The organism is Sphingomonas jeddahensis (assembly GCF_001981525.1).
Classification (GTDB): Bacteria; Pseudomonadota; Alphaproteobacteria; order Sphingomonadales; family Sphingomonadaceae; genus Sphingomonas; species Sphingomonas jeddahensis.
This window is the reverse complement of record NZ_MPSB01000015.1, coordinates 1-23,604: the sequence shown is the minus strand read 5'-3', so window position 1 is coordinate 23,604 and position 23,604 is coordinate 1. Positions and strand designations below refer to the sequence as shown.

Annotated in this window: 25 protein-coding genes; 11 read left to right on the top strand and 14 right to left on the bottom strand. The window is 65.5% G+C overall.

The window, feature by feature from the left end:
- The first annotated feature begins 4 nt into the window (after positions 1-4).
- Positions 5-823 (top strand): transporter, encoded by an 819-nt coding sequence (locus tag SPHI_RS13265; RefSeq protein WP_076745441.1) that lies wholly within the window; start codon positions 5-7, stop codon positions 821-823.
- A gap of 164 nt (positions 824-987) precedes the next feature.
- Here SPHI_RS13265 and SPHI_RS13260 read toward each other — a convergent pair whose 3' ends face one another.
- Complete coding sequence (locus SPHI_RS13260) at positions 988-1,314, bottom strand: DUF1905 domain-containing protein (protein ID WP_076745440.1); 327 nt, start codon at positions 1,312-1,314, stop codon at positions 988-990.
- Positions 1,314-2,390, bottom strand: a complete 1,077-nt coding sequence (locus SPHI_RS13255; RefSeq protein ID WP_076745439.1) for a PA0069 family radical SAM protein — start codon at positions 2,388-2,390, stop codon at positions 1,314-1,316. The genes SPHI_RS13260 and SPHI_RS13255 overlap by 1 nt, the downstream gene beginning before the upstream one ends.
- Positions 2,391-2,616: 226 nt before the next feature.
- Here SPHI_RS13255 and SPHI_RS13250 point away from each other — a divergent pair, with 226 nt between their 5' ends.
- Entirely contained in the window at positions 2,617-2,817 is a 201-nt protein-coding gene (locus tag SPHI_RS13250; protein ID WP_076745438.1) for a hypothetical protein, read from the top strand.
- A gap of 218 nt (positions 2,818-3,035) precedes the next feature.
- Here SPHI_RS13250 and SPHI_RS13245 read toward each other — a convergent pair whose 3' ends face one another.
- From SPHI_RS13245 to SPHI_RS15030, 4 genes are all read right to left on the bottom strand, one after another.
- Positions 3,036-3,242, bottom strand: coding sequence for a DUF2842 domain-containing protein (locus SPHI_RS13245; protein ID WP_076745437.1), 207 nt, complete (start codon positions 3,240-3,242; stop codon positions 3,036-3,038).
- A complete protein-coding gene (locus tag SPHI_RS13240) occupies positions 3,239-3,799 on the bottom strand; it encodes a 5-formyltetrahydrofolate cyclo-ligase (RefSeq protein WP_076745436.1) in 561 nt (186 codons plus the stop codon). Before SPHI_RS13240 ends, SPHI_RS13245 begins: the two co-directional genes overlap by 4 nt.
- Before the next feature lie 151 nt (positions 3,800-3,950).
- Positions 3,951-4,244 (bottom strand): cell division protein ZapA, encoded by a 294-nt coding sequence (gene zapA / locus SPHI_RS13235; RefSeq protein ID WP_076745435.1) that lies wholly within the window; start codon positions 4,242-4,244, stop codon positions 3,951-3,953.
- Positions 4,244-4,402, bottom strand: a complete 159-nt coding sequence (locus SPHI_RS15030) for a hypothetical protein (RefSeq protein WP_158049718.1) — start codon at positions 4,400-4,402, stop codon at positions 4,244-4,246. The genes zapA and SPHI_RS15030 overlap by 1 nt, the downstream gene beginning before the upstream one ends.
- 158 nt (positions 4,403-4,560) lie before the next feature.
- Between SPHI_RS15030 and gap the strand changes: the two genes are divergently transcribed.
- The 3 genes from gap to SPHI_RS13220 all read left to right on the top strand — a co-directional run bounded on the left by gap (position 4,561) and on the right by SPHI_RS13220 (position 7,387).
- Positions 4,561-5,562, top strand: a complete 1,002-nt coding sequence (gap, locus tag SPHI_RS13230) for a type I glyceraldehyde-3-phosphate dehydrogenase (protein WP_076745434.1) — start codon at positions 4,561-4,563, stop codon at positions 5,560-5,562.
- Positions 5,563-5,738: 176 nt separating this feature from the next.
- Positions 5,739-6,272, top strand: coding sequence for an MOSC domain-containing protein (locus tag SPHI_RS13225; RefSeq protein ID WP_076745433.1), 534 nt, complete (start codon positions 5,739-5,741; stop codon positions 6,270-6,272).
- Positions 6,197-7,387, top strand: coding sequence for a phosphoglycerate kinase (locus SPHI_RS13220; RefSeq protein WP_076745432.1), 1,191 nt, complete (start codon positions 6,197-6,199; stop codon positions 7,385-7,387). Before SPHI_RS13225 ends, SPHI_RS13220 begins: the two co-directional genes overlap by 76 nt.
- A gap of 119 nt (positions 7,388-7,506) precedes the next feature.
- Here SPHI_RS13220 and SPHI_RS13215 read toward each other — a convergent pair whose 3' ends face one another.
- From SPHI_RS13215 to SPHI_RS13205, 3 genes are all read right to left on the bottom strand, one after another.
- Positions 7,507-9,123: a choline dehydrogenase gene (locus tag SPHI_RS13215; protein WP_076745431.1), complete on the bottom strand. Its 1,617-nt coding sequence runs from the start codon at positions 9,121-9,123 to the stop codon at positions 7,507-7,509.
- A gap of 225 nt (positions 9,124-9,348) precedes the next feature.
- A complete protein-coding gene (locus SPHI_RS13210; protein ID WP_076745430.1) occupies positions 9,349-10,308 on the bottom strand; it encodes an NADPH:quinone oxidoreductase family protein in 960 nt (319 codons plus the stop codon).
- Positions 10,309-10,318: 10 nt separating this feature from the next.
- Positions 10,319-10,900, bottom strand: coding sequence for a TetR/AcrR family transcriptional regulator (locus SPHI_RS13205; RefSeq protein WP_233130928.1), 582 nt, complete (start codon positions 10,898-10,900; stop codon positions 10,319-10,321).
- Positions 10,901-10,986: 86 nt separating this feature from the next.
- Here SPHI_RS13205 and SPHI_RS13200 point away from each other — a divergent pair, with 86 nt between their 5' ends.
- The 4 genes from SPHI_RS13200 (at position 10,987) to SPHI_RS13185 (ending at position 16,708) form a co-directional block, all read left to right on the top strand.
- Positions 10,987-12,246: an acetyl-CoA C-acetyltransferase gene (locus SPHI_RS13200; RefSeq protein ID WP_076745428.1), complete on the top strand. Its 1,260-nt coding sequence runs from the start codon at positions 10,987-10,989 to the stop codon at positions 12,244-12,246.
- 58 nt (positions 12,247-12,304) lie between these two features.
- On the top strand, positions 12,305-13,882 hold the full coding sequence (locus SPHI_RS13195) for an acyl-CoA synthetase (RefSeq protein WP_076745427.1): 1,578 nt from the start codon (positions 12,305-12,307) through the stop codon (positions 13,880-13,882).
- A gap of 128 nt (positions 13,883-14,010) precedes the next feature.
- Positions 14,011-15,600 (top strand): AMP-binding protein, encoded by a 1,590-nt coding sequence (locus tag SPHI_RS13190; protein WP_076745426.1) that lies wholly within the window; start codon positions 14,011-14,013, stop codon positions 15,598-15,600.
- Between the two features lie 262 nt (positions 15,601-15,862).
- On the top strand, positions 15,863-16,708 hold the full coding sequence (locus SPHI_RS13185; RefSeq protein ID WP_233130927.1) for an RcnB family protein: 846 nt from the start codon (positions 15,863-15,865) through the stop codon (positions 16,706-16,708).
- A 66-nt stretch (positions 16,709-16,774) separates the two neighbouring features.
- Here SPHI_RS13185 and SPHI_RS13180 read toward each other — a convergent pair whose 3' ends face one another.
- The 3 genes from SPHI_RS13180 to SPHI_RS13170 all read right to left on the bottom strand — a co-directional run bounded on the left by SPHI_RS13180 (position 16,775) and on the right by SPHI_RS13170 (position 20,466).
- Positions 16,775-17,719, bottom strand: a complete 945-nt coding sequence (locus SPHI_RS13180; protein ID WP_076745424.1) for an alpha/beta hydrolase — start codon at positions 17,717-17,719, stop codon at positions 16,775-16,777.
- Between the two features lie 319 nt (positions 17,720-18,038).
- On the bottom strand, positions 18,039-19,118 hold the full coding sequence (locus SPHI_RS13175; RefSeq protein ID WP_076745423.1) for a 1,9-bis(guanidino)-5-aza-nonane synthase: 1,080 nt from the start codon (positions 19,116-19,118) through the stop codon (positions 18,039-18,041).
- 115 nt (positions 19,119-19,233) lie between these two features.
- Positions 19,234-20,466 carry a type III PLP-dependent enzyme gene (locus SPHI_RS13170; protein ID WP_076745422.1) on the bottom strand — a complete coding sequence of 411 codons (1,233 nt, stop codon included), beginning with the start codon at positions 20,464-20,466 and terminating at the stop codon, positions 19,234-19,236.
- 163 nt (positions 20,467-20,629) lie between these two features.
- On the opposite strand from SPHI_RS13170, the gene SPHI_RS13165 reads away from it, so the two are divergent.
- Positions 20,630-21,592, top strand: a complete 963-nt coding sequence (locus SPHI_RS13165) for a threonine ammonia-lyase (RefSeq protein ID WP_198927877.1) — start codon at positions 20,630-20,632, stop codon at positions 21,590-21,592.
- A 39-nt stretch (positions 21,593-21,631) separates the two neighbouring features.
- Positions 21,632-21,799 (top strand): hypothetical protein, encoded by a 168-nt coding sequence (locus tag SPHI_RS15025; protein ID WP_158049716.1) that lies wholly within the window; start codon positions 21,632-21,634, stop codon positions 21,797-21,799.
- Between the two features lie 21 nt (positions 21,800-21,820).
- Here the strand turns inward: SPHI_RS15025 and SPHI_RS13160 are convergent, their stop codons facing one another.
- Both SPHI_RS13160 and SPHI_RS13155 read right to left on the bottom strand, forming a co-directional pair.
- On the bottom strand, positions 21,821-22,591 hold the full coding sequence (locus SPHI_RS13160; protein ID WP_076745420.1) for a CsgG/HfaB family protein: 771 nt from the start codon (positions 22,589-22,591) through the stop codon (positions 21,821-21,823).
- Positions 22,592-22,764: 173 nt separating this feature from the next.
- A complete protein-coding gene (locus SPHI_RS13155; RefSeq protein WP_076745419.1) occupies positions 22,765-23,523 on the bottom strand; it encodes a DUF2243 domain-containing protein in 759 nt (252 codons plus the stop codon).
- Positions 23,524-23,604 lie beyond the last annotated feature (81 nt).

The window sequence follows — 23,604 nt, the reverse complement described above, 5'->3', positions numbered from 1 at the left end:
CGGCATGCTGACGGCCTTGCTCCTTCTCGCCGCCGAGCCCGCGCAGGCGGACGCGGCTCTGCCCGAGCGGCACAGCCTGTTCGATCCGACACCCCGCGCGGAGCTGCACGAATTCAGCACCGATCGCCCGGACACGACTGAAAGCCCCTATACGGTCGACGCCGGCCATGTGCAGATCGAGCTAAGCGCCGCCGAATATACGCTGGCGCGCGATCGCAGCCGCACGCTGGACGTGCTGCCGGTGAACCTGAAGCTCGGGCTCAACGACAGCATGGACCTGCAATTGCTCTTCACGCCTTATCAGCGCGTCGATGAGCAAGGCGAGATCACCAGCGGCTTCGGCGACGAGACCTTGGTCCGGCTCAAGATCAACCTGCAAGGCAATGATCACGATCGCACCGCCTTTGCAGTGATGCCGTTCGTGAAGCTGCCTACCGGCACCGGCGGCCTTTCCAATGGCCATGTCGAGGGCGGGGTGGTCGTGCCCATGGCCGCCGATCTGCCCGGCGAGTTCAGCTTCGGCGCGATGCTGGAGGCCGATGTCGTCTATCACGACGAGAAGCGCGGCTATGGCGTCGATCTGCTCCATAGCGCCACGCTCGGCCATGCGATCGCCGGTCCGGTGAGCGGCTATGTCGAATATGTCGGCATCCTGCCGCGCGGCGCGCCGGCGGGGATCGAGAGCCGCTATCAGGCGATCGCCTCGACCGGCTTTACGCTGGAACTCGGCGAAAACTTTATGTTCGATGCCGGCACCCGCATCGGCTTCAGCGGCGACGCCGACCGCGCCACCCTGTTCTTGGGCGCCTCCACCCGCTTCTGAACCGGTCGCAAAAGCCCCTTCCCTGAAGTGGAGGGGCTTGCATCGCCTTTCACTCAACACTTCCCCGGCGCACGCCGGGGTCCAGTTGGGGAACGCTGCTAAAAAGACGAGACGACCATCACCAACGCTTTCCAACTGGACCCCCGGCCTGCGCCGGGGAGGCATCAACGAAGCGGTCGCTCCCGCGCTTCGATCCGCATCCGAACGACCACCTCATTCCCCAGCGTCACCCCCGCCGCTCGCCGCACCGCATCCTTCAGCGGCAGCAGATACCCGCCATCGCGCGGGAACAGCGACGTCGCGAACACCGTGTCGCCGATCGTCGCGGTGACTGGCACCACGCCCCAGCCATAGCTCGCCACCCGCGCCGCCGCGCGCACCCCCACCACTTCCTCCTCGGGCAAAGCGACGAAGAAGAACGGCGCTGGCCCGCGCCATTCGATCACCGCGCCGGCAAAGGTGACGTCAAGCAGGGGAGCTTCCCCGTCCATCAGAACAGCTCCCCCTGCGGCCCGGGCGGTGGCCGGAACAGGTCGGTGCGCAGCTGCATCCGCTCGCCGATGCGTTCGATGCCGTGCCGCCGCCGCGCGATCTGGAAGCGCGTGCGCAGCAGCTCGGCCCAGGGCCCTTGCCCACGCATTCTGGAGAAGAACCCCGGATCATTGTCCTTGCCCCCGCGCAGCGACTGGATCGTCGCCATTACCTTGCCCGCGCGTTCGGGAAAATGTTCGTCGAGCCACGCGCGGAACAGCGGGGCCACCTCCCACGGCAGCCGCACCGGAATGAACGACACGCCGCGCGCCCCTGCTGCGGCGGCGCGGGCGACGATCGTCTCCACCTCATGATCGGTGATCGCCGGGATCACTGGCGCCATGTTGACATAAGTCGGCACGCCCGCGTCGCTCAGCTGCCGCACCGCTTTCAGCCGCCGCTCGGGATGCGGCGCGCGCGGCTCGATCGTCATCGCGATCCGGGTGTCGAGCGAGGTGACCGAAATTGCCACGCCCACCAGCCCCTTGGCCGCCATCGGCGCCAGCAGATCGAGATCGCGTACCACCCGGTCGGATTTGGTGGTGATCATCACCGGATGGTCGCACGCGGCGAGCACTTCGATGATCGCGCGCGTCACCCGCCACTGCGACTCGATCGGCTGATAAGGATCGGTGTTCGTCCCCATCGCGATTGGCGCGCAGCGATAGCCCGGCTTGCGCAGCTCCTCGCGCAGCAGCGCTGCCGCATCGGGCTTCACGAACAGCTTGGTCTCGAAATCAAGTCCCGGTGACAGGTCGTGATAGGCATGGCTCGGGCGGGCGAAGCAATAGATGCAGCCATGCTCGCATCCGACAAGCGGATTGATGCTGCGGTCGAACGGGACATCCGGGCTCTTGTTGTACGAAATGATCGTGCGCGGACGAAGCGGCTGCACACTTGTTCGGACCGGCGACGGGGCGCCATCCACCTCGTCGCGCTGGTCGAGCCAGTCGCCATCTGCCTCCCGCTGCCGCAGGTTGAAACGCGTGCTGACCAGGTTAGTGGTGGCCCCGCGCTGCGGCCGCTGTTTCGCCATGATCGCCTCCGATGGGGATCATCGCAGAACAAATGCGGAACATCAACCGCCGGCCGCGATATTGCTCCTTCTTCGGACGGAATTTTCTATCACATACTGACACGTGTTATGATTTCGATCGACGTTTTGCCGCAAGGTAAGTAGGGTCTGTCGGCACCACGCATCGGGGAAGGATGCGTCGGCAGATCGAGGCTAAACAAGGTACGATCGTCGGAGCGACCGCAAAATGAGCGACATGGCGCATATGGATCGATCGAAGACGGCGAGTGAATGCGTCGGCATGCTCGTCGCCGTGCTTGGTTGTCTTGACTCCCTGGCGGCCGATTCCGATGCCGATGATTTGTCCGTCCGTGCGCTCAGCTTTGCCGCCATTCGCGTTCAGGAAGCGATCAACTTGCTAGGGCCCACCGATCCGCTGAATTCCTGAAATGCGGGCTTCACACCAGCGCTAGTTGTATCGTGGCGATTGCCGTATGCGTACGGCCCGACGTCGAACATGGCTTGCGCCTTGGAACACCTGAACGCAGCGAGAGCCGGTGGACTGCGCCAGATACTTCGCGGTCCGAAGTGAGCTAGTCGAAGAGGTTTCCCGCGCTTCTTTCGTCCACGAACAGGCCAATTCCCTCCTTGGATGATAGCGCGCCGTTACCGCCAGCGTCCGGTCTCCATCCAGCGCAGCAATGGCTTGAGCGGGGTGATCCAGATGATCCCCGTCACCAGATAGAAGACGAGTTGCGCCACCGGATGCCAGCCGCCGATCGTTGCGGAAAAGCTGACGATCAGCGCGCACCAGATGGTGATCAGGAGGAGGATGGCGAGCATCCCCACCGGCTTGCGCCATGACGGGTTCATGCGGTGATCCACTCGCGTTCGGTGATGATGGCGTGGAGCGGCATGTCCCACGGGTCGGTCGGCAGGCGATCGACTTCCTGCACGCAAAAGGCAACCCCGATGCGATGCGCGGCCGGGTAGCGGGCGAAGGCGCGATCGTAGTGCCCCGCGCCTTGGCCAAGCCGTGCAAGCGTGCGGTCAAAGGCTACCAGCGGGGTGAGGATCAGGTCCGGTGCAACCTCCTCCATGTGGTCGACGGGCTGTTGCAGCCCGAACGGCCCGGCCACCAGCGCATCGTCCTCGCGCCAGCGCAGGAAGCGGATCGGGGTGGGGCGATCGATCACATGGGGCAGAGCGAGCGCGCAACCCGCTGCTACCGCCGCGCTGGCGAGGGGTGCAGGATCTGCTTCGCCGCCCATTGGCGCATAGGTTGCGATCGTCAGGCCGGGCGCCAGCAAGGACAGCAGCTCCGGACGCGGCGCGATTACCGGACGCGATTCACCCAGCGCCGCGCGGGCAGCGCGCGCTGCGGCGCGTAGCGCGCTCTTGTCAGGGGCGGGGGGTGACGGGACCGCCATGGCCGTTTGCCGGGATATCCACTGACGCCCAATACGTCAGGTGGGGACCATGTACGTCAGACCAGGGTCTGGGCAGGGACAGCCCCCTTGGATGATGAATAGCCTCAGGGATAAGTCTAGCTCGTACCGGGCAGTACCCGTCACCGACAATCTAGGCGCTTGCGGGCCCGCGCTCAAGGGCCTCGGCAAGAGTTTCGAGCCGTTCCGCCACTTGATCGAGCAGGCTGGTGTCGGGTTGCGCCGCCATCGCCTCGGTCAACTCGTCCGCTAGCATCAGCGCAACCAGCAGCAGCGCCTGCGGCGTGCCGCCATCGCCCGCCGCGCGGATCGCCTGCGGCCAGCGGTCGGCGACCATCGCGGCCAGCCGCCGCACCTCGGCCTCGCCGCCGTCGCGCGTGTTCACCGTCCAGTGCGTGCCGCCGATATCGAGGGTGACACGCGCCATCAGCCGGCGTCCTGCGGGCTGAGCGCATCCATGTCTGCGATCGCGCGCGACACTTCGTCTCGCAACGCGGCGTGGCGTTGGCGCAAATCGGCCTCTTCCGCGTCGCGGCGTTGCGCCGCCGCTTCGATGCGCCTGATCGCGGCATGGATCCGCGTCACAGCGTCACTATCCGTCATGCCAATGGAGTAGGGTCGCGCAGGGAAGACGGCAAGACCCTGACGGGTCCGCCCCTGACATGTCTGCCATGGTTGACGCGTCGCCCGTCCGTCGCGCAAAGGCTCGCGCAAGATTGAATGCGAGGGGAGACTCGGGCGAGATGACGAAGGTTGCGATCAACGGTTTCGGGCGCATCGGCCGCCTGGTGGCACGCGCCCTGCTGGAGCGCGGTAGCGAGTTGGAGCTGGTGGCGATCAACGATCTCGCCGATGCCAAGTCCAACGCCTGGCTGTTCAGCCGCGACAGCGTTCATGGCAAATATCCCGGCACCGTTGAGGCCGAGGGTAACGATCTGGTGATCGACGGCAAGCGCATCCGCGTGACGGCGGAGCGCGATCCCGCCAACCTGCCGCACAAGGAACTGGGCGTCGATCTGGTGCTGGAATGCACCGGCTTCTTCACCGACCGCGCCTCGTGCGAGAAGCACATTGCCGCCGGTGCCAAGAAGGTGCTGATCTCCGCGCCGGGCAAGAACGTCGACCTGACCGTCGTTTATGGCGTGAACCACGACAAGCTGGAGGCCGGCCACACGATCGTGTCGAACGCATCGTGCACCACCAACTGCCTGGCGCCGGTTGCCAAGGTGCTGAACGATTCGGTGGGTATCGAGCGCGGCCTGATGACCACCGTTCACGCCTATACCAACGATCAGAAGATCCTCGACCAGATCCACCCGGACCTGCGCCGCGCCCGCGCCGCGGCGATGAGCATGATCCCGACCACCACCGGCGCCGCGCGCGCGGTGGGCGAAGTGCTGCCGGAACTGAAGGGCAAGCTCGACGGCTCGGCGATCCGCGTGCCGACTCCGGACGGCAGCCTCGTCGACCTTACCTTCACGCCGAAGCGCGACACCAGCGTCGAGGAAGTGAATGCGCTGCTCAAGGCGGCGGCGGAAGGCCCGATGAAGGGCGTGCTTCACTTCACCGACGAGCCTTTGGTGTCGATCGACATCGTCCACACGCCCTATTCGTCCACGGTGGACAGCCTGGAGACGGCGGTGATCGACGGCAAGCTCGTCCGCGTCGTCAGCTGGTACGACAATGAATGGGGCTTCTCCAACCGCATGGTCGACACCGCTACGGCGATGGCCAAGCTGGGGTAAACGACCCCGCTTGCTGTCGCTCGTCATCCCGGGCGTGACCCGGGATCCAACCATCCGCGGGCGCTGGCGCTTGATCAACCAAGCGCGGCGCTCGCGGCACCATGGATCCCGGATCAAGTCCGGGATGACGAAGCGAGTGTATCGACGTAGGTACGCTTTCCGCTCAGGTGACTGACATGACCACCGGCATCCTCCTCGGCATCGCCCGCCATGCGCGCTCCAAGGCGCCGATGGAGGTGCTGGACGCTGCCGATGTCACGCTTGAAGGCGGTGTCGTTGGCGATTTTCGCGGCGGCGTGAGGGGCAAGCCCTACAAGCGCCAAGTGACGCTCATCGAGCGTGCAGACTGGGACGCGGCGACGGCCGAGATCGGCCGCAACATCCCGTGGCAGGAACGCCGCGCGAACCTGCTGGTCGATGGGATCGACTTGCCGCAGGTGCCCGGCGCGCGCATCCGGATCGGCCGCGACGTGGTGCTCGAAGTGACCGGCGAGGATGATCCTTGCGCACGCATGGAGGCGATCGCGCCGGGGCTGGAGGCTGCGCTCACGCCCGACTGGCGGGGCGGCGCCTGCGCAAAGGTGATACAGGGCGGCCGCATTGCCGCCGGTGATGAGATCAGGATCGAGGAAACATGGCCAAGTCATTCCGAACGCTCGACGACATGGGCGACGTCCACGGTAAACGAGTTCTCGTCCGAGAGGATTTGAACGTCCCCTTCGCCGATGGGGCAGTGACGGATGACACCCGCCTTCGCGCCACGGTCGCGACGGTAGGTGAACTCGCCGACAAGGGCGCGATCGTCCTGATTCTCGCGCACTTCGGCCGGCCCAAGGGGGTGCCGACGCCGGACATGTCGCTGGCGCAGATCGTGAAGCCTTATGAGGCGGTGCTCGGCCGCCCGGTGCGCTTCGTCGACTGGGAAGGCGACGCGGCGAATGTCGCGACGCTTCAGCCCGGCGACATCGCGGTGCTGGAGAACACGCGCTTCTTCGGCGGCGAGGAAAAGAACGACCCGGCCGTGGTCGATCGTTTTGCTGCGCTTGGCGATTTTTACGTTAACGACGCTTTCTCCGCTGCGCACCGTGCGCACGCTTCGACGGAGGGCCTCGCGCGCAAGCTGCCCGCCTTCGCCGGTCGTGCGATGGAAGCAGAACTCGACGCGCTTCAGAAGGCGCTCGGTGAGCCCGAGCATCCGGTCGCGGCGGTGGTCGGCGGCGCCAAGGTTTCGACCAAGCTGGATGTGCTGAAGCACCTCGTCGGCAAGGTCGATCACCTCATTATCGGCGGGGGGATGGCCAACACTTTCCTCGCCGCACGCGGCGTGAATGTCGGCAAGAGCCTGTGCGAGCATGACCTGACCGGCACGGCGGAGGAGATCCTCGAAGCCGCCGATCGTGCAAACTGCACCGTCCATCTGCCCTATGATGTGGTGGTCGCCACCGAGTTCAAGCCGAACCCGGCGACGCGCACCGTCAACGTCCACGAAGTTGCCGCGGACGAGATGATCCTCGACGTCGGACCGGCCGCGGTCGAGGCGCTGGGAGACGTGCTCAAGAACTGCCGCACTCTGGTGTGGAACGGCCCGCTCGGGGCGTTTGAGACGCCGCCGTTCGACACGGCCACCGTGGCACTGGCGAAGACCGCCGGGGCGCTGACGGTCGACGGCAGCCTCGTCTCGGTTGCGGGCGGCGGCGATACGGTTGCAGCACTCAACCACGCCGGCGTGGCGGAAGACTTTACCTTTGTCTCCACTGCTGGTGGCGCGTTCCTGGAGTGGATGGAAGGCCGCGAACTTCCCGGCGTGGCAGCACTGAGCCGCTAGTCCCATCTTGCTCCCCTCCGCTTGGGGGAGGGGCTGGGGGAGGGTGGTGTCTCACCGAGACCGACGCTCCCGTGGACAGGCCCTCACCCCGGCCCTCTCCCTCGTGGGGAGAGGGAGTATCAGGCCGCCAACGCCGTTTTCGCCTCCACACCGCGGATCATGTCGGAGGCTTTTTCCGCGATCATGATCGTCGGCGCGTTGGTGTTCGACCCTACCAGCGTCGGCATCACCGACGCATCCACCACGCGCAGCCCGTCGAGCCCGCGCACCCGCAGCCTCTCGTCGACCACTGCCATGGCGTCACCATCGCTGCCCATCTTGCACGTGCCGACGGGGTGGTAGATCGTCTCGGCATTCGCCCGCACCCAGGCGTCGATCTCCGCATCCGACTGCACCTCACGCCCCGGCGCATATTCCGCGCCGCGATACGGATCGAGCGCCGCCTGATAGGCGATCTCGCGGCCCATATGGACGCAATCGCGCATCACACGCCGATCGACTTCGCTGGCGAGATAATTGGCATAGATCAGCGGATCGGCGGTCGGATCTGTCGATCCCAACGTGATCCGCCCGCGGCTTTCGGGGCGAAGTTGGCAGAGGTGAAGCGAGAAGCCGTCGGCCGGCACGCGAGTCTTGCCGTGATCCTTCATGATCGCGAGCACGCCGTGGATTTGCACATCGGGCCGCGACAGGCCCTCGCGCGAGCAGATGAAGGCCCCTGACTCTAGGAATTGCTGCCGCCCCAAGCCCTTGCCGCGCAACAGATAGTTCAGGCCGACGCGCAACTGACCAAGCCCTTTGGTCTGCGAAAACGCGGTCAACAGCCCCTGGCTGTACCAGCTCATGATAATGTCGAGGTGGTCCTGCAGGTTCTCGCCGACGCCCGGCAGATCATGCACTGGCCGCACGCCGACGTCGCGAAGCTGCGCGGCGTTGCCGATGCCGGATAGCTGCAGGATATGCGGGCTTTGCACCGCGCCCGCGCACAGAATCGCCTCGCCGTCCACCTCCACGCGCTCGACGCGATTGCCGCGAACATAGTTCACCGCCACGGCGCGTCCGCCAGCGACAACGATCCCGCTCGTCCGCGCGTCGGTGATAACGGTCAGGTTGCGGCGATGCTGCACCGGCCGAAGATAGGCGGCGGCAGTGGACCAGCGCTGCCCGTTCGAGATGGTGAGGTCATAGCGGCCGAAGCCTTCCTGGTTCGCGCCGTTGAAATTGTCGCACGCGGCGTAGCCGGCCTGGCGGCCGGCCTCGACAAGCGCATCATGGAACGGGCTGTCGCTCTCGCCGGCGGAAATCGCCAGCGGCCCGTCGCTGCCGTGAAGATCATCGACGCGGTGATGGCGTTCGAGCCGCCGGAAATAGGGGAGCACATCATCCCAGGACCAGCCGGTGAGGCCGAGCTGTCGCCACTCGTCGAAATCCTGCGGATGGCCGCGGGTATAAACCATGCCGTTGATCGAGGACGACCCGCCTAGCCCCTTGCCGCGCGGCCACCACAGGCGGCGATTGTCGAGATGCGGCTCGGCCTGGGTCCAGAAGCCCCAATTGTGCTTGCCCTTGGCCTTGATGAGGCCGCCCACGCCGGCGGGCATGCGAACCATCAGTTCCTTGTTCGCGCCGCCCGCCTCGAGCAGACAGACGCTCACCGCCGGATCCTCGCTCAGCCGCGCCGCGAGCGTGCAACCAGCCGAACCGCCGCCGATGATGACGTAATCGTAACCAGCCATCGTTCCTCTCCCAACCGGCTTTGCGCCGTGTCTGTTGATCTTTCCGCGCCGGGCGTGCCGCGACACGTGCCCGTAGGTTGTGCCTTTTGGCACGCCCTTCGACAAGCTCAGGGGCGAAGGCGGGAAGGCAGTGCCTCTTGCTCCGTTCGTGCTGAGCCTGTCGAAGCACGCGCCCTGGGCGCTGCCCCTGTGTGGCACCTATTCCATGCGGCGCAGGACGACCGCTCACGGCACCAGCACAATCTTCCCCACCATGTCGCTGCGCTGCATCGCTTCAAACGCCGCTCGCCAGTCCTGAAGCGCATATTGCGCATGCACCCGCGGCCGGATCTTGCCCTCCGCCGCCAGCCGCCAGATCGCCTCCTGGTTCTCGCGGCCCTTGTCCGGGAACTGCCGGCCATATTCGCCCGCCCGCACCCCGATCACCGAAAAACCCTTAATCAACGGCATGTTGGTAGAGACCGCTGCGATCCGCCCGGAGGTGAAGCCCACCACGCACAGCCGCCCGCCGAAAGCGATCGCGCGCACCGATTCGTCGAACACATCGCCGCCGACCGGATCGTAGATCACGTCTGCGCCGCCGCCGGTAAGGTCCTTTACGGCCTCGCGAAATCCCGATGCAGGCAGCACGGCATCCACGCCATACTCCCGCTCGACCACTGCCAGCTTGTCCGCCGACCGCGATGTCGCGATCACCTTGGCGCCGAGCGATTTAGCCAGGTCCACCGCGGCCAGGCCGACACCACCAGTGGCGCCATGCACCAGCACCCACTCGCCGGCCTCGACTTTCGCCAGCCGCACCAGCGCCACATAAGCAGTCAGATACGCGGCGCCGACTCCCGCGGCCTTACCGAAGGACAGATGCGCCGGCATGCGGCGCACGGCGCCCGCATCCACTGACACGATTTCAGCAAATCCACCCAGCCGGGTCCCCGCGACCACCGCCTCGCCAGCGGCAAAGCCATCCCCGGCGATCACCTCACCGGCAATTTCCATGCCGGGTGAAAAGGGCAGGGGCGGCTTCAACTGATACTCGCCCTTGGTCATCAACAGGTCCGGGAAGTTCAGCGCCGCCGCCTTCACCCGGATCAGCACCCTACCCGCCGCTGCGACCGGTTCTGGCACATCGACCAGCGCCGTGCCCGACAAGTCGGGCGACAGCGCCGAGACAACCAGCGCCTTCATGCCAATCCCCTCATGGTCGTGCCACGATGATGTCGAGCAGCGTCTCGAAAAGCGTCGTCATATCAAGGTGCGGCGCATGCACCTTGCTCAAGCCCAGCGTGATGAGGCCATAGGCCCGCACCTCCGCCTCGTCGCGCGAGAAGCCGATCTCCATCAGGTTGCGCGCCAAGAAATCGAGCATCAGCTCGTCGTGCCGCTCCACCGCGACGCGCGCGCGCGGGTCGCTTTCGGCCCAGGCCCGCATTGCGACCGCGATCCGTGACGAACCGCGCCGCCGCACGGTCTGCCCCAGCAGCCGGATGCGCCCGATCGGATCGGGCGAGGCGCGCTCCAGCGCGGCGATCAGATCGCTGATCTGATCCTCCGCGAAATAGCCGGCGAGCTTGCCCTGATAATCGTCAAAGTCGCGAAAATGGTGATAGAAGCTGCCGGTCGAAACCTTGAGCTCCTCGGCGAGCGGCCGCAGCTTCAGCGCGCGCAGGCCGCCGCGGCGAAGCAGCGACTGCCCCGCCTCCAACCAGTCGCGCGGTGTCAGATCCGGGCTTCGCGGGCTTGCGCTTTGTCCCGAAACTGCTGCCTGCACGCTTGACATCCCTTGTACCATAACGAAGGTTATGCCGGAAATCCGCGCCGGTAAAGGGCCGGTCGGGGTGGGATTCTTGGAGAGGTTCTGAAACAATGGCCGACGCTTACATCATCGACGCCGTTCGTACGCCGCGCGGGATCGGCAAGCAGGGCAAGGGCGCGCTGGCGCACATGCATCCGCAGCATCTCGCCGCCACCGTGCTGAAGGCGCTGAAGGAGCGTAACAACCTCAAGACCGAAGAGGTGGACGACATCATCTGGTCGACCTCGACTCAGCGCGGCAAGCAGGGCGGCGACATGGGCCGCATGGCGGCACTCGACGCGGGCTATGACGTGAAGGCGTCGGGCACCACGCTTGATCGCTTCTGCGGCGGCGGCATCACCGCGGTGAACTTCGCCGCGGCGCAGATCATGAGCGGCATGGAGGATTGCGTCATTGCCGGCGGCACCGAGATGATGAGCCTCACGGCTGCGATGGGCGCCGAGGACATGGAATCGGGCAAGCCGCCGCTTGGCATGGGTTCGGGCAATGCGCGCCTCAACATCAACCATCCGCAGTCGCACCAGGGCATCTGCGGCGACGCGATCGCCAGCAAGGAAGGCTTCACTCGCGAGGAACTCGACCGTGCCGGCCTTGAAAGCCAGCAGAAGGCCGCCGTCGCAATCGCCGAGGGTCGTTTCAGCAAGTCGCTGGTGCCGGTGATCGATGACGATGGCAACGTCGTGCTCGACCGCGATGAATTTCCCCGCCCGCAGACCACGGCGGAAGGCCTTGCCTCGCTCAAGCCCTCGTTCGCCGCGATGGCGGACGTGCCGTACAACAAGGACGGCGATACCTTCCGCAAGCAGATCAACCGCAAGTATCCGGATCTCGACATCCAGCATTTCCACCATGCCGGCAACTCGTCTGGCGTGGTCGATGGTGCCGCTGCGGTGCTGCTGGCCTCCAAGGAATATGCCGAGAAGCAGGGCTGGAAGCCGCGCGCGCGCATCGTTGCCATGGCGAACATCGGTGATGATCCGACGCTGATGCTCAACGCGCCGGTGCCCGCCGCGAAGAAGGTGCTTGAGAAGGCTGGCCTGACGGTGGACGACATCGACCTGTTCGAGATCAACGAGGCGTTCGCCGTCGTGTCGGAGAAGTTCATTCGTGATCTCAACCTGCCGCGCGAGAAGGTGAACGTGAACGGCGGTTCGATCGCGCTCGGCCACCCGATCGGCGCGACCGGATCGATCCTGATCGGCACCATCGTCGACGAGCTGGAGCGCCAGGAAAAGCGCTACGGCCTGGTTACCATGTGCGCCGCTGGTGGCATGGCGCCGGCGATCATCGTCGAACGTCTCGCCGCCTGACTTGATGTGAATGGATCCGCGAGCGGGCCGGGAGCGTCCGCCGCGGATGGAGAGAATGATGACCCACCCGTACAAGCACGCCCTCGCTACGCCCGACAAACCGGCCTTTATCATGGCCGGCACGGGCGAAGCGGTCTCCTTTGCGGAACTCGACAAGCGCGCGAACCGGGGCGCGCATCTGCTCCGCTCGCTGGGGCTGAAGCGCGGCGATGCGGTGGCGCTGATGATGGACAATTCGCCACGCTATTTCGAGGTGGTCTGGGCGGCGGAGCGGGCAGGGGTGTATCTCACCTGCATCTCGTCCAAGCTGATGGCCAGCGAGGCGGAATATATCATCCGCGACGGCGACTGCCGGGTGTTCATCGCCTCCAAGGGCTGCGCTGGGTGCGCCGAGGCGGTGCTGCCGCTGATTGGCGATCTCGCGCGCTACATGGTGGACGGCACGATCGACGGCTATGATAGCTGGGAAGAGGCCGCAGGGACGCAGCCCGACACGCCGATCGCCGATCCGTCACCGGGCCAGATCATGCTTTACTCGTCCGGCACGACCGGCAAGCCCAAGGGCGTCCGCTTCGCGTTGCCCGAGGAGCCCTATGGCGAGAATGTCTCTCCGCTGACGATGATCGGCCAGGGGCTGTACGGTTTCACGCCGGACATGGTCTATCTGTCGCCCGCGCCGCTTTACCACGCCGCGCCGCTGCGCTGGTCGATGGCGGTACAGCAGCTCGGTGGCACGGTCGTGGTGATGGAGCGGTTCGACGCCGAGAAAGCGCTGGAGGCGATCGAGCGCTACAAGGTCACGCATGCGCAATGGGTGCCGACGCACTTCATCCGCATGCTCAAGCTGCCCGAAGATGTGCGCAAGCGCTACGACATGTCGTCGCTGAAGGCAGTATGGCACGCCGCCGCGCCGTGCCCGATCCCGGTCAAGGAACAGATGATCGAATGGTGGGGGCCGATCATCGGCGAATATTACGCCGGCACCGAAGGCAACGGCTTCCACAATATCCTCTCGGAAGAATGGCTGACGCACAAGGGTTCGGTCGGGCGCAACCTGACGACCATCACTCACATTTGTGACGAAGACGGCAACGAAGTCCCGCCGCGCACCGAGGGCGCGATTTATTTCGAGGCCCCGGTCACCGATCTCAACCCGACCGGCGCGGCGCCGTTCAGCTATCACAATGATCCCGAGAAGACCAAGGAGAGTACCAGCGCCAAGGGCTGGACCACGCTGGGCGACGTGGGCTGGATGGACGAGGAAGGCTTCCTCTACCTTACCGATCGCAAGAGCTTCATGATCATTTCCGGCGGGGTGAACATCTACCCGGCCGAGATCGAGAATCTGCTCGTTACGCATCCCAAGGTCGCCGATGTTGCTGTGATCGGCGCGCCGCACGAGGAGATGGGCGAGGAAGTCGTGGCAGTGATCCAGCCGCGCGATCCGCTCGCGGACCGCGAGGCGCTGGCCGAGGAACTGTCGCAATATGCCCGCGCCAACCTCAGCCACGTGAAATCGCCGCGCCGCTGGGATTTTCGCGAGGAACTGCCGCGCCACGATACCGGCAAGCTCTACAAGCGACTGCTCCGCGACGAATATTGGGGCAAGACCAAGCCCGCCGAGCAGGCTGCGTAGCAAGCGCTCGTCACCCCGGCCCTGTGCCGGGGTCCGCTGTTCCGCGAACTCACCGGCGTGAGGATGTGCGGTCCGCTGGATGCCGGGACGAGCCCGGCACGACGCCATAGAGATACGGGGAGGCAAGGATGAGCTTCAACTTCGGCGACATGATCGAGGCCGTCGAGGCAGCGATCCCGGGCGATCGCATCGCGCTGGCCCATGGTGAGCAGGTCGTTGATTGGGCGACGTTGCGCCGTCAGTCGAACAATCTCGCCGGCGCGCTGATCGAACGTGGCCTCCAGCCGGGCGATCGCTTCGCGTTCTACGCTTACAATTCCGCTGATTATCTCGTTGCGCTCATGGCGTGCTGGAAGGCGCGCGGCACGCACGTCAACGTCAACTATCGCTATGTCGCCGACGAACTGGCGTACATCCTCGCCGACAGCGACGCGACCGTGCTGGTCTATGACGCCCGCCTGCGCGACTGCGTGTCCGAAGTGGTCGATCGATCGCCGCTGGTGCGCACCTTTGTCGAGATCGGCGGCAGCGACGAACCGCCTGCTTTTGCCGTCCGCTTCGACGATCTGGTCCAGGGCGAGGGCAGTCCCGTCGGCATCGCGCGGGATCCGAACGACCGTTTCTTTATCTACACCGGCGGCACCACCGGCATGCCCAAGGGCGTGGTGTGGACGCATAGTGAGCTGAACGCGATCGGCCTCGCCGTGGCCGCCACGCAAGGGCTGCCCGTGCCGTCGAGCGTCGAGGAAGCTGCCGCCTTCGCCGCCGCCAACCCTGATTATCCGCGCACCGTCTGCGGCCCGCCGCTGATGCACGGCACCGGCCTCCTGTCTTCCTACGGCGCGCTGCTGGCCGGCGGGTTCGTCGCCACGCTGCCCAGCCGCAGCTTCAACCCGGTCGAGGCGCTCGATGCGATCGACAAGTGGCAGGCGAACCGCCTGATCGTCGTCGGTGATGCCTTCGCGCGGCCCATCCTGGAAGCGCTGGATGCCGAGCCGAACCGCTGGAACGTGTCTTCGATGCGCCTCATCAGTTCGTCGGGCGTGATGTGGACGCAAGGTGTAAAGGACGGGCTGATCCGCCACATGCCGGATGCGGTATGCCAGGATAACTTCAGCTCGTCCGAAGCCATTGGCATGGGCGCCTCGGTAACCAGCAAGGATGGCACCGTGGAAACCGCCAAATTCATGGTCGGTCCGCGCTGCCGCGTGCTCGATGACGACGACCAGCCGGTCGTGCCCGGTTCCGGCGTCACCGGAAAGGTCGTGCTCGCACCGCCAAATCCGGTGGAATATCACAAGGATCCCGAGAAGAGCGCGCGCACCTTTCGCGTCATCGATGGCGTCCGCTACACAGTGTCGGGCGATTTCGCGCAAGTGGCGGAGGACGGCACGCTGATCCTCCTTGGTCGCGGCTCGGCCTGCATTAACTCCGCCGGCGAAAAGATCTTCCCTGAGGAAGTCGAGGAGGCGTTGAAGCTTTGTCCGAAGGTGGACGATGCGCTCGTTTTCGCCATGCCCGATCCGAAATGGGGGCAGGCGGTGGCTGCGGTGGTTCAGTCCGATGGCTTCGACGAGGGCGCCGCTCGCGACGTGCTTCGCCACAAGCTCGCTGGCTACAAACTTCCCAAGCTGATCGTGGCAACGGGCGAGTCGCTACGCGCGCCGAATGGCAAGGCCGATTACGCCAAGGCCAAGCAACTCGCCGGCGTCGCATAAGCCTCGTTGGCCCTGCCAACCTGCCGTCATGCGGAACTTGTTTCAGCATCCACCGCGCCACAGGCGAAGGCTCCCGCCTTGGATCAGTGGACCCTGAACCAAGCTCAGGGTGACGGCGGCACCGTTCCTTTCGCAACGCTGACGCCCGCATTCAGCCGCCATTCGCCAGCACCCGCACATAAGCGTGTGATCGGCAGGGCCGGCTAGGTGCGCCGGCGGTGGAGTTCACGGAAAGATGGGTAGGAAGTTGGTCGCAGCATTGATGGCAGCCGCAGCGCTGCTGCCGGGCATGGCCGTGGCGCAGGACCGTGGCGGCGATCGCGGCGGACGCGCCGAGCGGTCATCGCGTCCGCAGGGTGGCTGGCAGCAGCGGCAGGGCGGGGACGAGGCCGCCCGGATGCGGCGCGCGCAGCAGCAGGCGCCCACGCGCAACTACAGGCCGTTGCGTGCGCCCGAGCAGCGCGTCGAGCGGCCCCGTACCGAGGCAGGGCGCGTCTTTCGGCAGGAGCGCCGTGAGGAGCGTCGCGACTTCAACGCCGAACGCTGGCGTGATCGCGAGGCGCTCTCCAATGGCGCCGTGACTCGCCAGACGTATCGTGCCGATCGTGCCGCCGATCGCGAGGCCTTCCGTCGTGACCGGCGCGACGACCGTCGTGATTTCACACGTGACCGCCGCAGCGAAAACCGCGGCGGTTGGGATCGGAGCGGTGCCGACCGGAACGATCATTACCGCGACGATGTTCGTCGCCGGGGCGCGCGGGACCAGCGTCAATGGTATGGCCGCAATAATCGCGCTGGCTGGAACCGCGACTGGCGCCGTGACAACCGCTACGATTGGCTCGGCTGGCGTGCCAGCAACCGCAACGCCTTCCGCCTGCCGCGTTACTACCCGCCATATGGTTGGAACCAGGGCTATCGCCGCTTCGGCATCGGTGCGACCCTGTCGTCGGTGCTGTTCGCACAAAGCTATTGGATCAACGATCCGTGGTCCTATCGCTTGCCAGCGACCGACGGCGATTTTCAATGGGTGCGTTATTACAATGATGCGCTGCTGGTCGACACCTACACCGGCGAAGTCGTTGACGTGATCACCGACATCTTCTGGTGACGTGACGCCGTCGGTCGGCGGCGGAGAAAGAGGACGTGGCGGCTTCGACCGCCACGTCCTCCCCGATCACGGTCGCGCCAGCGTCCGTTTGATCCACTGATCGAACAGCATCGGCCATTTCGATCCCGGCAGCTCGGGCGGTAGATAGGCGGGGCCGAAGCCGTGCCCGCCTTCCTGGAAGAAATGCGCCTCGACCGGCACCTTCGCCGCCTGGCACGCAGCCATCATCGACAGCGGATTGCCGGCAGGCACGACAGGGTCGTCCAGTGCGTGGGCGATGAAGATCGGTGGCGTATCCGGCCGCACGCGCCGATCGGCGTTGAAGCGGCCGGCCGCATTCTTGCCCACGCGCATCGTCTCGCTCCAGATTACGGGATAGATCAGCCCAGCGAAGGCCGGCGCGGCCGACGCCTCGTCGGCGGCGTCGACCTTGGTATAGACCGGATCGCCATGCGCCACCGCTAGGCTCGCGGCGAGCAGCCCGCCCGCGGAAAAGCCGACGATGCCGAGCTTCGCCGGATCGATGCCGTCGCGCGATGCCCGTGCGCGGATCAGCCGCATCGCCCGCTGCGCATCCTGCAGCGGCACATCCTCGGGATCGGCCCAGCCTTCGCCGGGCAAGCGATAGCCGAGCACATACACTGTCACGCCCAACGGATTGAACGCCTTGGCGACGTTGATCCCCTCATTCTCCACCGAGATGAAACGATACCCACCGCCCGGGATGGAGAGCAGCGCACGCCCGTCTGGATTGGCCGGCCGGTACACGCCAACGACCGGATCGACGACACCGCGCAGATGAAGCTCGCGCCGCGGCGGCGCCCCGCTCATGGCAAAATTCTCGCGCGGCAGCACCTTAGGGGCGCCGGGCGCGCGGCCCGGCCACAGCCGGAAATGCTCCCGAGGCGGCCACTCGGTCGTCGCCGCCGGCGCCGAATCCTGCGCCGCGACCCGGCTGGCCAGCGCCACGCCGGCGGCTCCGACAACAAGCTGGCGGCGATTGATCGGCATCTTCGTCTCCTTGTGCTGGCGGCCAGACAACGGCTGATGGCTGCGGCGTCAAGAGCGGACAAAGAGGAAGAAGGGGATTTCACGCGAAGGCGCGAAGGCGCAAAGCTGTCCCGCACGCTGCGGCGTTCAGCTCTCACCACGAAGCGGCTTCAACTCATGAGAAAAGCGGCACTTGGCCTCTAACGCAACATCTTCGCGGCTTCGCGGCTTCGCGTGAACAAAACCTTCTTCTTCCCGCCCGCCTCCGACAAGCAGCCGCAGAAACAAGTCACCCCGACCAAAGGGCCGGGGTGCCAGGAAATCAGCGCTATCGAAAGGATCAGGCGAACAGCTTCGCCCAACCCCGCTTGGCGCGATCCTTCCAGTGGCCGCGGTGATAGGCGTCTGAGGCCAGCAGCGGCATCACCGAGCCGGCTTCCGCGAACACCATCTGCTCGATGCCCGTGTTCACCTTGCCCCACGATGCCGCTTCCTGCAGCGTCGAGGAGGAGCAGGCGCCGTCGCGCACGTCGGCGACGGTGATCTGCACCGCATACTTGTGGACCGCGACGTCGTCATGGCCGAGGATCTCGGCGCATACCACCGTATCCTGGATGAAGTTCTTCGGCACGCCGCCGCCGATCATCAGGAGCCCGGTGGTGCCGGCCTCGATCTTGATCTGCGTCAGCTCGCGGAAGTCGGCGATCGCGTCGAGCACCATGTACGGCTTGCCCGCCTTGGCGCGATCGACCTGGTGCTTCACCAGGCCGAAACCAGCCGACGAATCGACGAAGGCCGGGCAGAAGATCGGCACGTCATGCTCGTACGCGAGCTTGACGAGGCTGTTCTCCTTCTTGCCGTGCTCGACCAGATACTTGCCCATCTCGCGGATGAACGCGCGCGACGAGTAAGGCTTGGCTTCCAGCGTCTCGGCGATCTCGAAGATCGTGTGGTCGACGTTCTGCAGCGCTTCCTCGTCGATGTACGTATCGTAGATGCGATCGATGTAGAGCGAGCGCAGCGTGTCGTCGTCAGGAATTTCGAGCGCCTGGAAGTGCTTGTGGCCGAGGCCTTCGAAGAAATCCATGTCGACGATGGTCGCGCCGGTGGCGACGATGCAGTCGACCATGTTCGAGCGGACCAGCTCGGCATACAGGTCCATACAGCCGCCGGCCGAGGTCGAGCCGGCGATCACCAGCACGACGGTGCAGTCCTTGTCGGCCAACATCTCGTTGTAGATCTTGGTCGCGCGGCCGAGGTCGCGGCTGGTGAAGCTCATGTCGCTCATCGCGTCCACAATCGGGCGCGCGTCGAACGAGCGGATGTCTATATGCTTGACCTGCTTGGACAGCAGTTCCGCCTTGCGGGTGTCGTTGATCGGGCCGTTCGCGGCCGCGGTCTTCGTGAGGGTGTCAGTCATGAGGGTATTGCTCTCGCATGATTGCACAGTCGTTCGGAAGGGGACGCGCTAACCCGTAAGCACGGCAGCGCCCCGAGAGGAGCGCCGCCGCCTATTCGATAATGTAGGTAGTGAGTTACAGCTTTACGACGTTGGACGCGGCTTCGCGTTCCACCGTGGTGTACATCGACACCATCGGCTCGTCCTCGACGATCACCGTCTCGTCCGATCCGAAGCCGTTGAAGGCCGTGCGCATCGCCGCGCCATAGGCACCGAGCATGCCGATCTCGAAATAGTCGCTGGTCTGAATATCGGCCGGCAGCAGGAACGGGCCCTGCATATGGTCGATATCGTCGCAGGTCGGGCCGTAGAACGAAAAGGGATGATCGCGCACCGTGGACTGCGGCTCGCGCAGCAACTCCACCGGGAAACGCCAGCCGATATGCGCCGCATCGAACAGCGCGCCATACGCGCCGTCGTTGATGTACAGCTCGTTGCCGCGGCGCTTTTCGACGCGCACGACGATGCTGCTGTACTCGGCGCACAGCGCACGACCCGGCTCGGCCCAGAGCTCCGCCGAATAGCTGATCGGCAGGCTCTCGAACGCGCGGTGGATCGTCTCGAAATACCGCTCCAGCGGCGGCGGCTCCATGCCCGGATAGGACGACGGGAACCCGCCGCCTACGTCGATGACGTCGACCGTCACCGCTGCTTCGACGATCGCCGCGCGTACGCGCTCCATCGCATCGGCATAAGCGTCGGGCGTCATCGCCTGGCTGCCGACGTGGAAGCAGATGCCGAGCGCATCGGCCGCCTGGCGAGCGGCGAACAGCAAAGGCTTCGCTTCATGCGGCGCCACGCCGAACTTCGACGCGAGGCTCAGCTTCGAATGCTCGGACGACACGCGCAGGCGAACGCACAGCGTCAGGTCCGACGCATTGCGCGTCGCGCGCATGATCTTTTCGAGCTCTTCCATCGAGTCGAGGCTGAAGGTGCGCACGCCATGCGTGAAATACGCCTCGGTGATCGCCTCTTCGGCCTTCACCGGATGCATGAAGCAGAGCGTTGCCTCCGGCACGGTGCGTGCCACCATCCGCACTTCGCCGATCGACGCCACGTCAAACGTGGTGATGCCGTTCTCGAAGAGAATCTTGATAAGCTCAGGCGAGGGATTCGCCTTCACGGCATACATCGACCGACCCGGGAACTTCTCCACGAAGAACCGGGCGGCGCGTGCCGCGGCGTGCGGACGCACAAGCGTGACCGGCTGAACCGGCTTGCCCTGTGCGATGTCGATGGCGCCCGAAACGGAGGAACGGGCAACGGTCGAGAGGGGCGCTAGCCCCAGCGCGCAATGATCCTGGTGCAATTCAAGGGACCTCCAATGCCAGAGGGCAAGCCCCCGGTCTTCAGTTGACGAAATCACTGCCTTGCGGTGGAAGTCCCATGGGGCAGCGGAGGCGCGAACTAGGGTCGCCGACCCCCTGTGTAAAGAGATTTTAGCGACGCCTTTTCGGCAGCAAGGATGAGATGTGACGATTTTGCGACAGCCGACCCGAGCCGGAGTGCGTGACGCCGCGGCGAAAATCGCCGCCATCCTGCCACCGACGCCATTATTCGTCAGCGAAATCAAGAACGTGCCGGTCGCCTTCAAGGCGGAGTCGTTGCAGCCGATCGGAGCGTTCAAGATCAGGGGTGCATGGCACCGACTGACTGCTCTGGATGAAAACGCACGGGCGCGCGGCGTGGTTGCGTTTTCCAGCGGCAATCATGCTCAGGGTGTCGCCTGGGCGGCGAAGAGACTTGGTATGCCGGCGACGATCGTGATGCCCGCCGATGCACCGCGCGCCAAGGTGGAGGGCACGCTCGCGCTGGGTGCCGAGGTGGTGAGCTACGACCGCGCCACCGAGTCGCGCGAACAGATCGCCGCCCGACTCGCCGAGGCGCGCGGGGCCACATTGGTGCCGAGCTTCGACGATCCTTGGGTGATCGAAGGGCAGGGCTCCGCCGGAATTGAGGCGGCCGCACAGATGGCTGCTGCCCGGCTTGGAACACCGAGCCACGTCGTGGTGCCATGCGGCGGCGGCGGCTTGGCCGCCGGGATCACGCTGGCGCTGCTCGACGCGGCGATCACCGTGGTCGAGCCGCAAGGCTGGGACGACATGCGCCGCAGCCTGGAGGCGAGCTGGATCCTGCCGGTCGGCGATTCGCCTCCGCCGACCGCCTGCGATGCCTTGCAGACCAAGCAGGTTTCACCGCTGACCTTCGACGTCCTCTCGCGCCGCGACGCCAAGGGCGTAGCGGTCAGTGAGATCGAAATCGTGGCGGCGCAGCGCTGGGCCGCGGAAAAGCTGCGGCTGGTGATCGAGCCGGGCGGCGCGGTGGCGCTGGCGGCTCTGCTGGCCGGCAAAGTGACCCCGGTGCCGGGCATGCTGGTGATCCTGTCGGGCGGAAACGTGGACACGGCCGCCTACGCAAAGGCGATCGCATCTTAACTCCTCCCCTTGGAGGAGAGGAGTGAGTAAGCGCACCCCATGAACGCCATCTCCAGCGCCGCCCCCGCGATCGCCATGCTCGCCGCCTTCGCCTGCGTCATCGGCGGCGGCTGGATGATCCGCACGCGCCGTGATCCCAAGCGCGGCTGGCTGCTGATCGTGATGGCGGCCGTGCTGTTCGGCAATGTCCTGATCTGGACGCTATAAACAGCCCGGCCGCCGAACGGCTTATTGCGCGCGCGGAGCCGCCGCGGCGGCATTCTCCGGCAGGCCGCCAAGCTGCGACACCAACTGCGTGTAAGCGTCGAGATAGCTCAGCACGATGATCTGGCCGATTGCGGTGTCCTGATATCCGCCGGCTCCCGCACCGCCGAACGTGCCGCCCGTGAACAAGCCGCCGCCCCCGCCGAAGCCGATGTCTGATTTGCGGGCATAGCCCTCGGTCATCGCTTCTTCTTCGGTGGTCCGCGCGTTGACCAGGCTCAGCGTCGTCTTCGCCTCGCCCTTGCGCACGTTGATGCCGCCAGCAATCGCACCGACCGCTCCGCCGAGCAGCCCGCCGACCCCGCCGAGCACGCCCCCGAGTCCGCCGCCGCCAGAGTTGCGGTTGGCGGTGACGATGTCGGGTTGCAGGAAGTAATCCGCCGCCTTCACCTGGCCCCGCCCCAGGTTCGATCCTGCCTGCAGCTCACCGGAATCAGCCATGGCGCGTTCCATGTTGCGGCTCATCATCGCACGTCCACGGTTCACCATGGTAAAACATCCGGACTTTTGTACGAAAATCTTGATGATCGCCTCGGGGCTGCCAAGGTCGAACTCACGCCACCACTGATTGTCAGGTTCGACGATCGCGATCGAGCCAAGTCGTTTGGTACAGACGGGAATTTGCGCTTCCCCTTTTCGCTGTGCCTGGTGGGCGGATGAACCGCGGTTCTGCGCGAATGCGGGCGCATCGACCAGGAGTGCGGCGATTGCCACGACGGCCAATGTATAACGCATGGATTTCCCCCTTCATTTACCCGTGGCGCTTTGGAACCACGAGCGTTCCTCTGATGCGAACTTATGGGAAGAAGAATAGCACGGTCCCGCATTACTAGCCAGCAGCCAGTAAGATCATCGCGCTATTGCTGACGCCCGCCGATGTTGTTCAAGAACGTCCTGATCTGAATGTCTTAGACGCGCGTCCAATTGAAGCAGCCTGCTGGCACGCCCGCCCCGCTAACCAGCAGCGCACCATGTCGATAAAAGCTCATCCGCTGCGCCGCCGGCACATCGACCACCACCACCGACAAAGACGGCTCGGCCCAGACGATCGCGGCTTGTTGCGCGACCAGCGCGTTCATGATTTCGCGCGGCTCCGTTCCCGGCGCAAAGACGATCGTGGTGAACCTTTGATCCTCCGGCGTTCGCAGCGACCACAGCGCCGCGCCGCCGGTCAGCGTGGCGACCGCCAGCAGCGTCGTCATCGCACCGCGGCCCGCGCCTGTCGCCGAACGGTGCGCGCGCAGCAACCACCAACCGATCGCGATCGGCACCAGCCCGAACACGGCAAGCCACAACAGATCCCAGGCGAGCGGATCGGGGCTGTCCACGCGGATTCGATGAATGCCGAGCAGCCAGTGGGACAACAGCGCATCAATGACGTGCCACAATCCGAAGCCGATCAGCAGCGCGCCCGTCATCGGGCGTGCTGCCCCGGCCATTTGGGCGCGCCGCCGCCACAAGGCCCAGAGCGCCACCGCCGCGATCACGTACATCAGCGCATGAAAATAGCCGTCCCAAAGCACCTGTTCGCGCAGGCTCTCGACGCCGGGGACGAGGCTCAGCAGATGGTGCCATTGCAGGATCTGGTGCAGCAGGATGCCGTCGAAAAACCCGCCCAGCGCGACGCCGAGCCCGATGGCCCAGCCGACCCATGATCCTCGTTGCATGCGCGGTCCTCCGATGGGAGGCGAACGTGTGGAGCGGGGGGACGGGTCCGTTGGCAGGGGGCGGAAGAGGCGGGCGGGGCG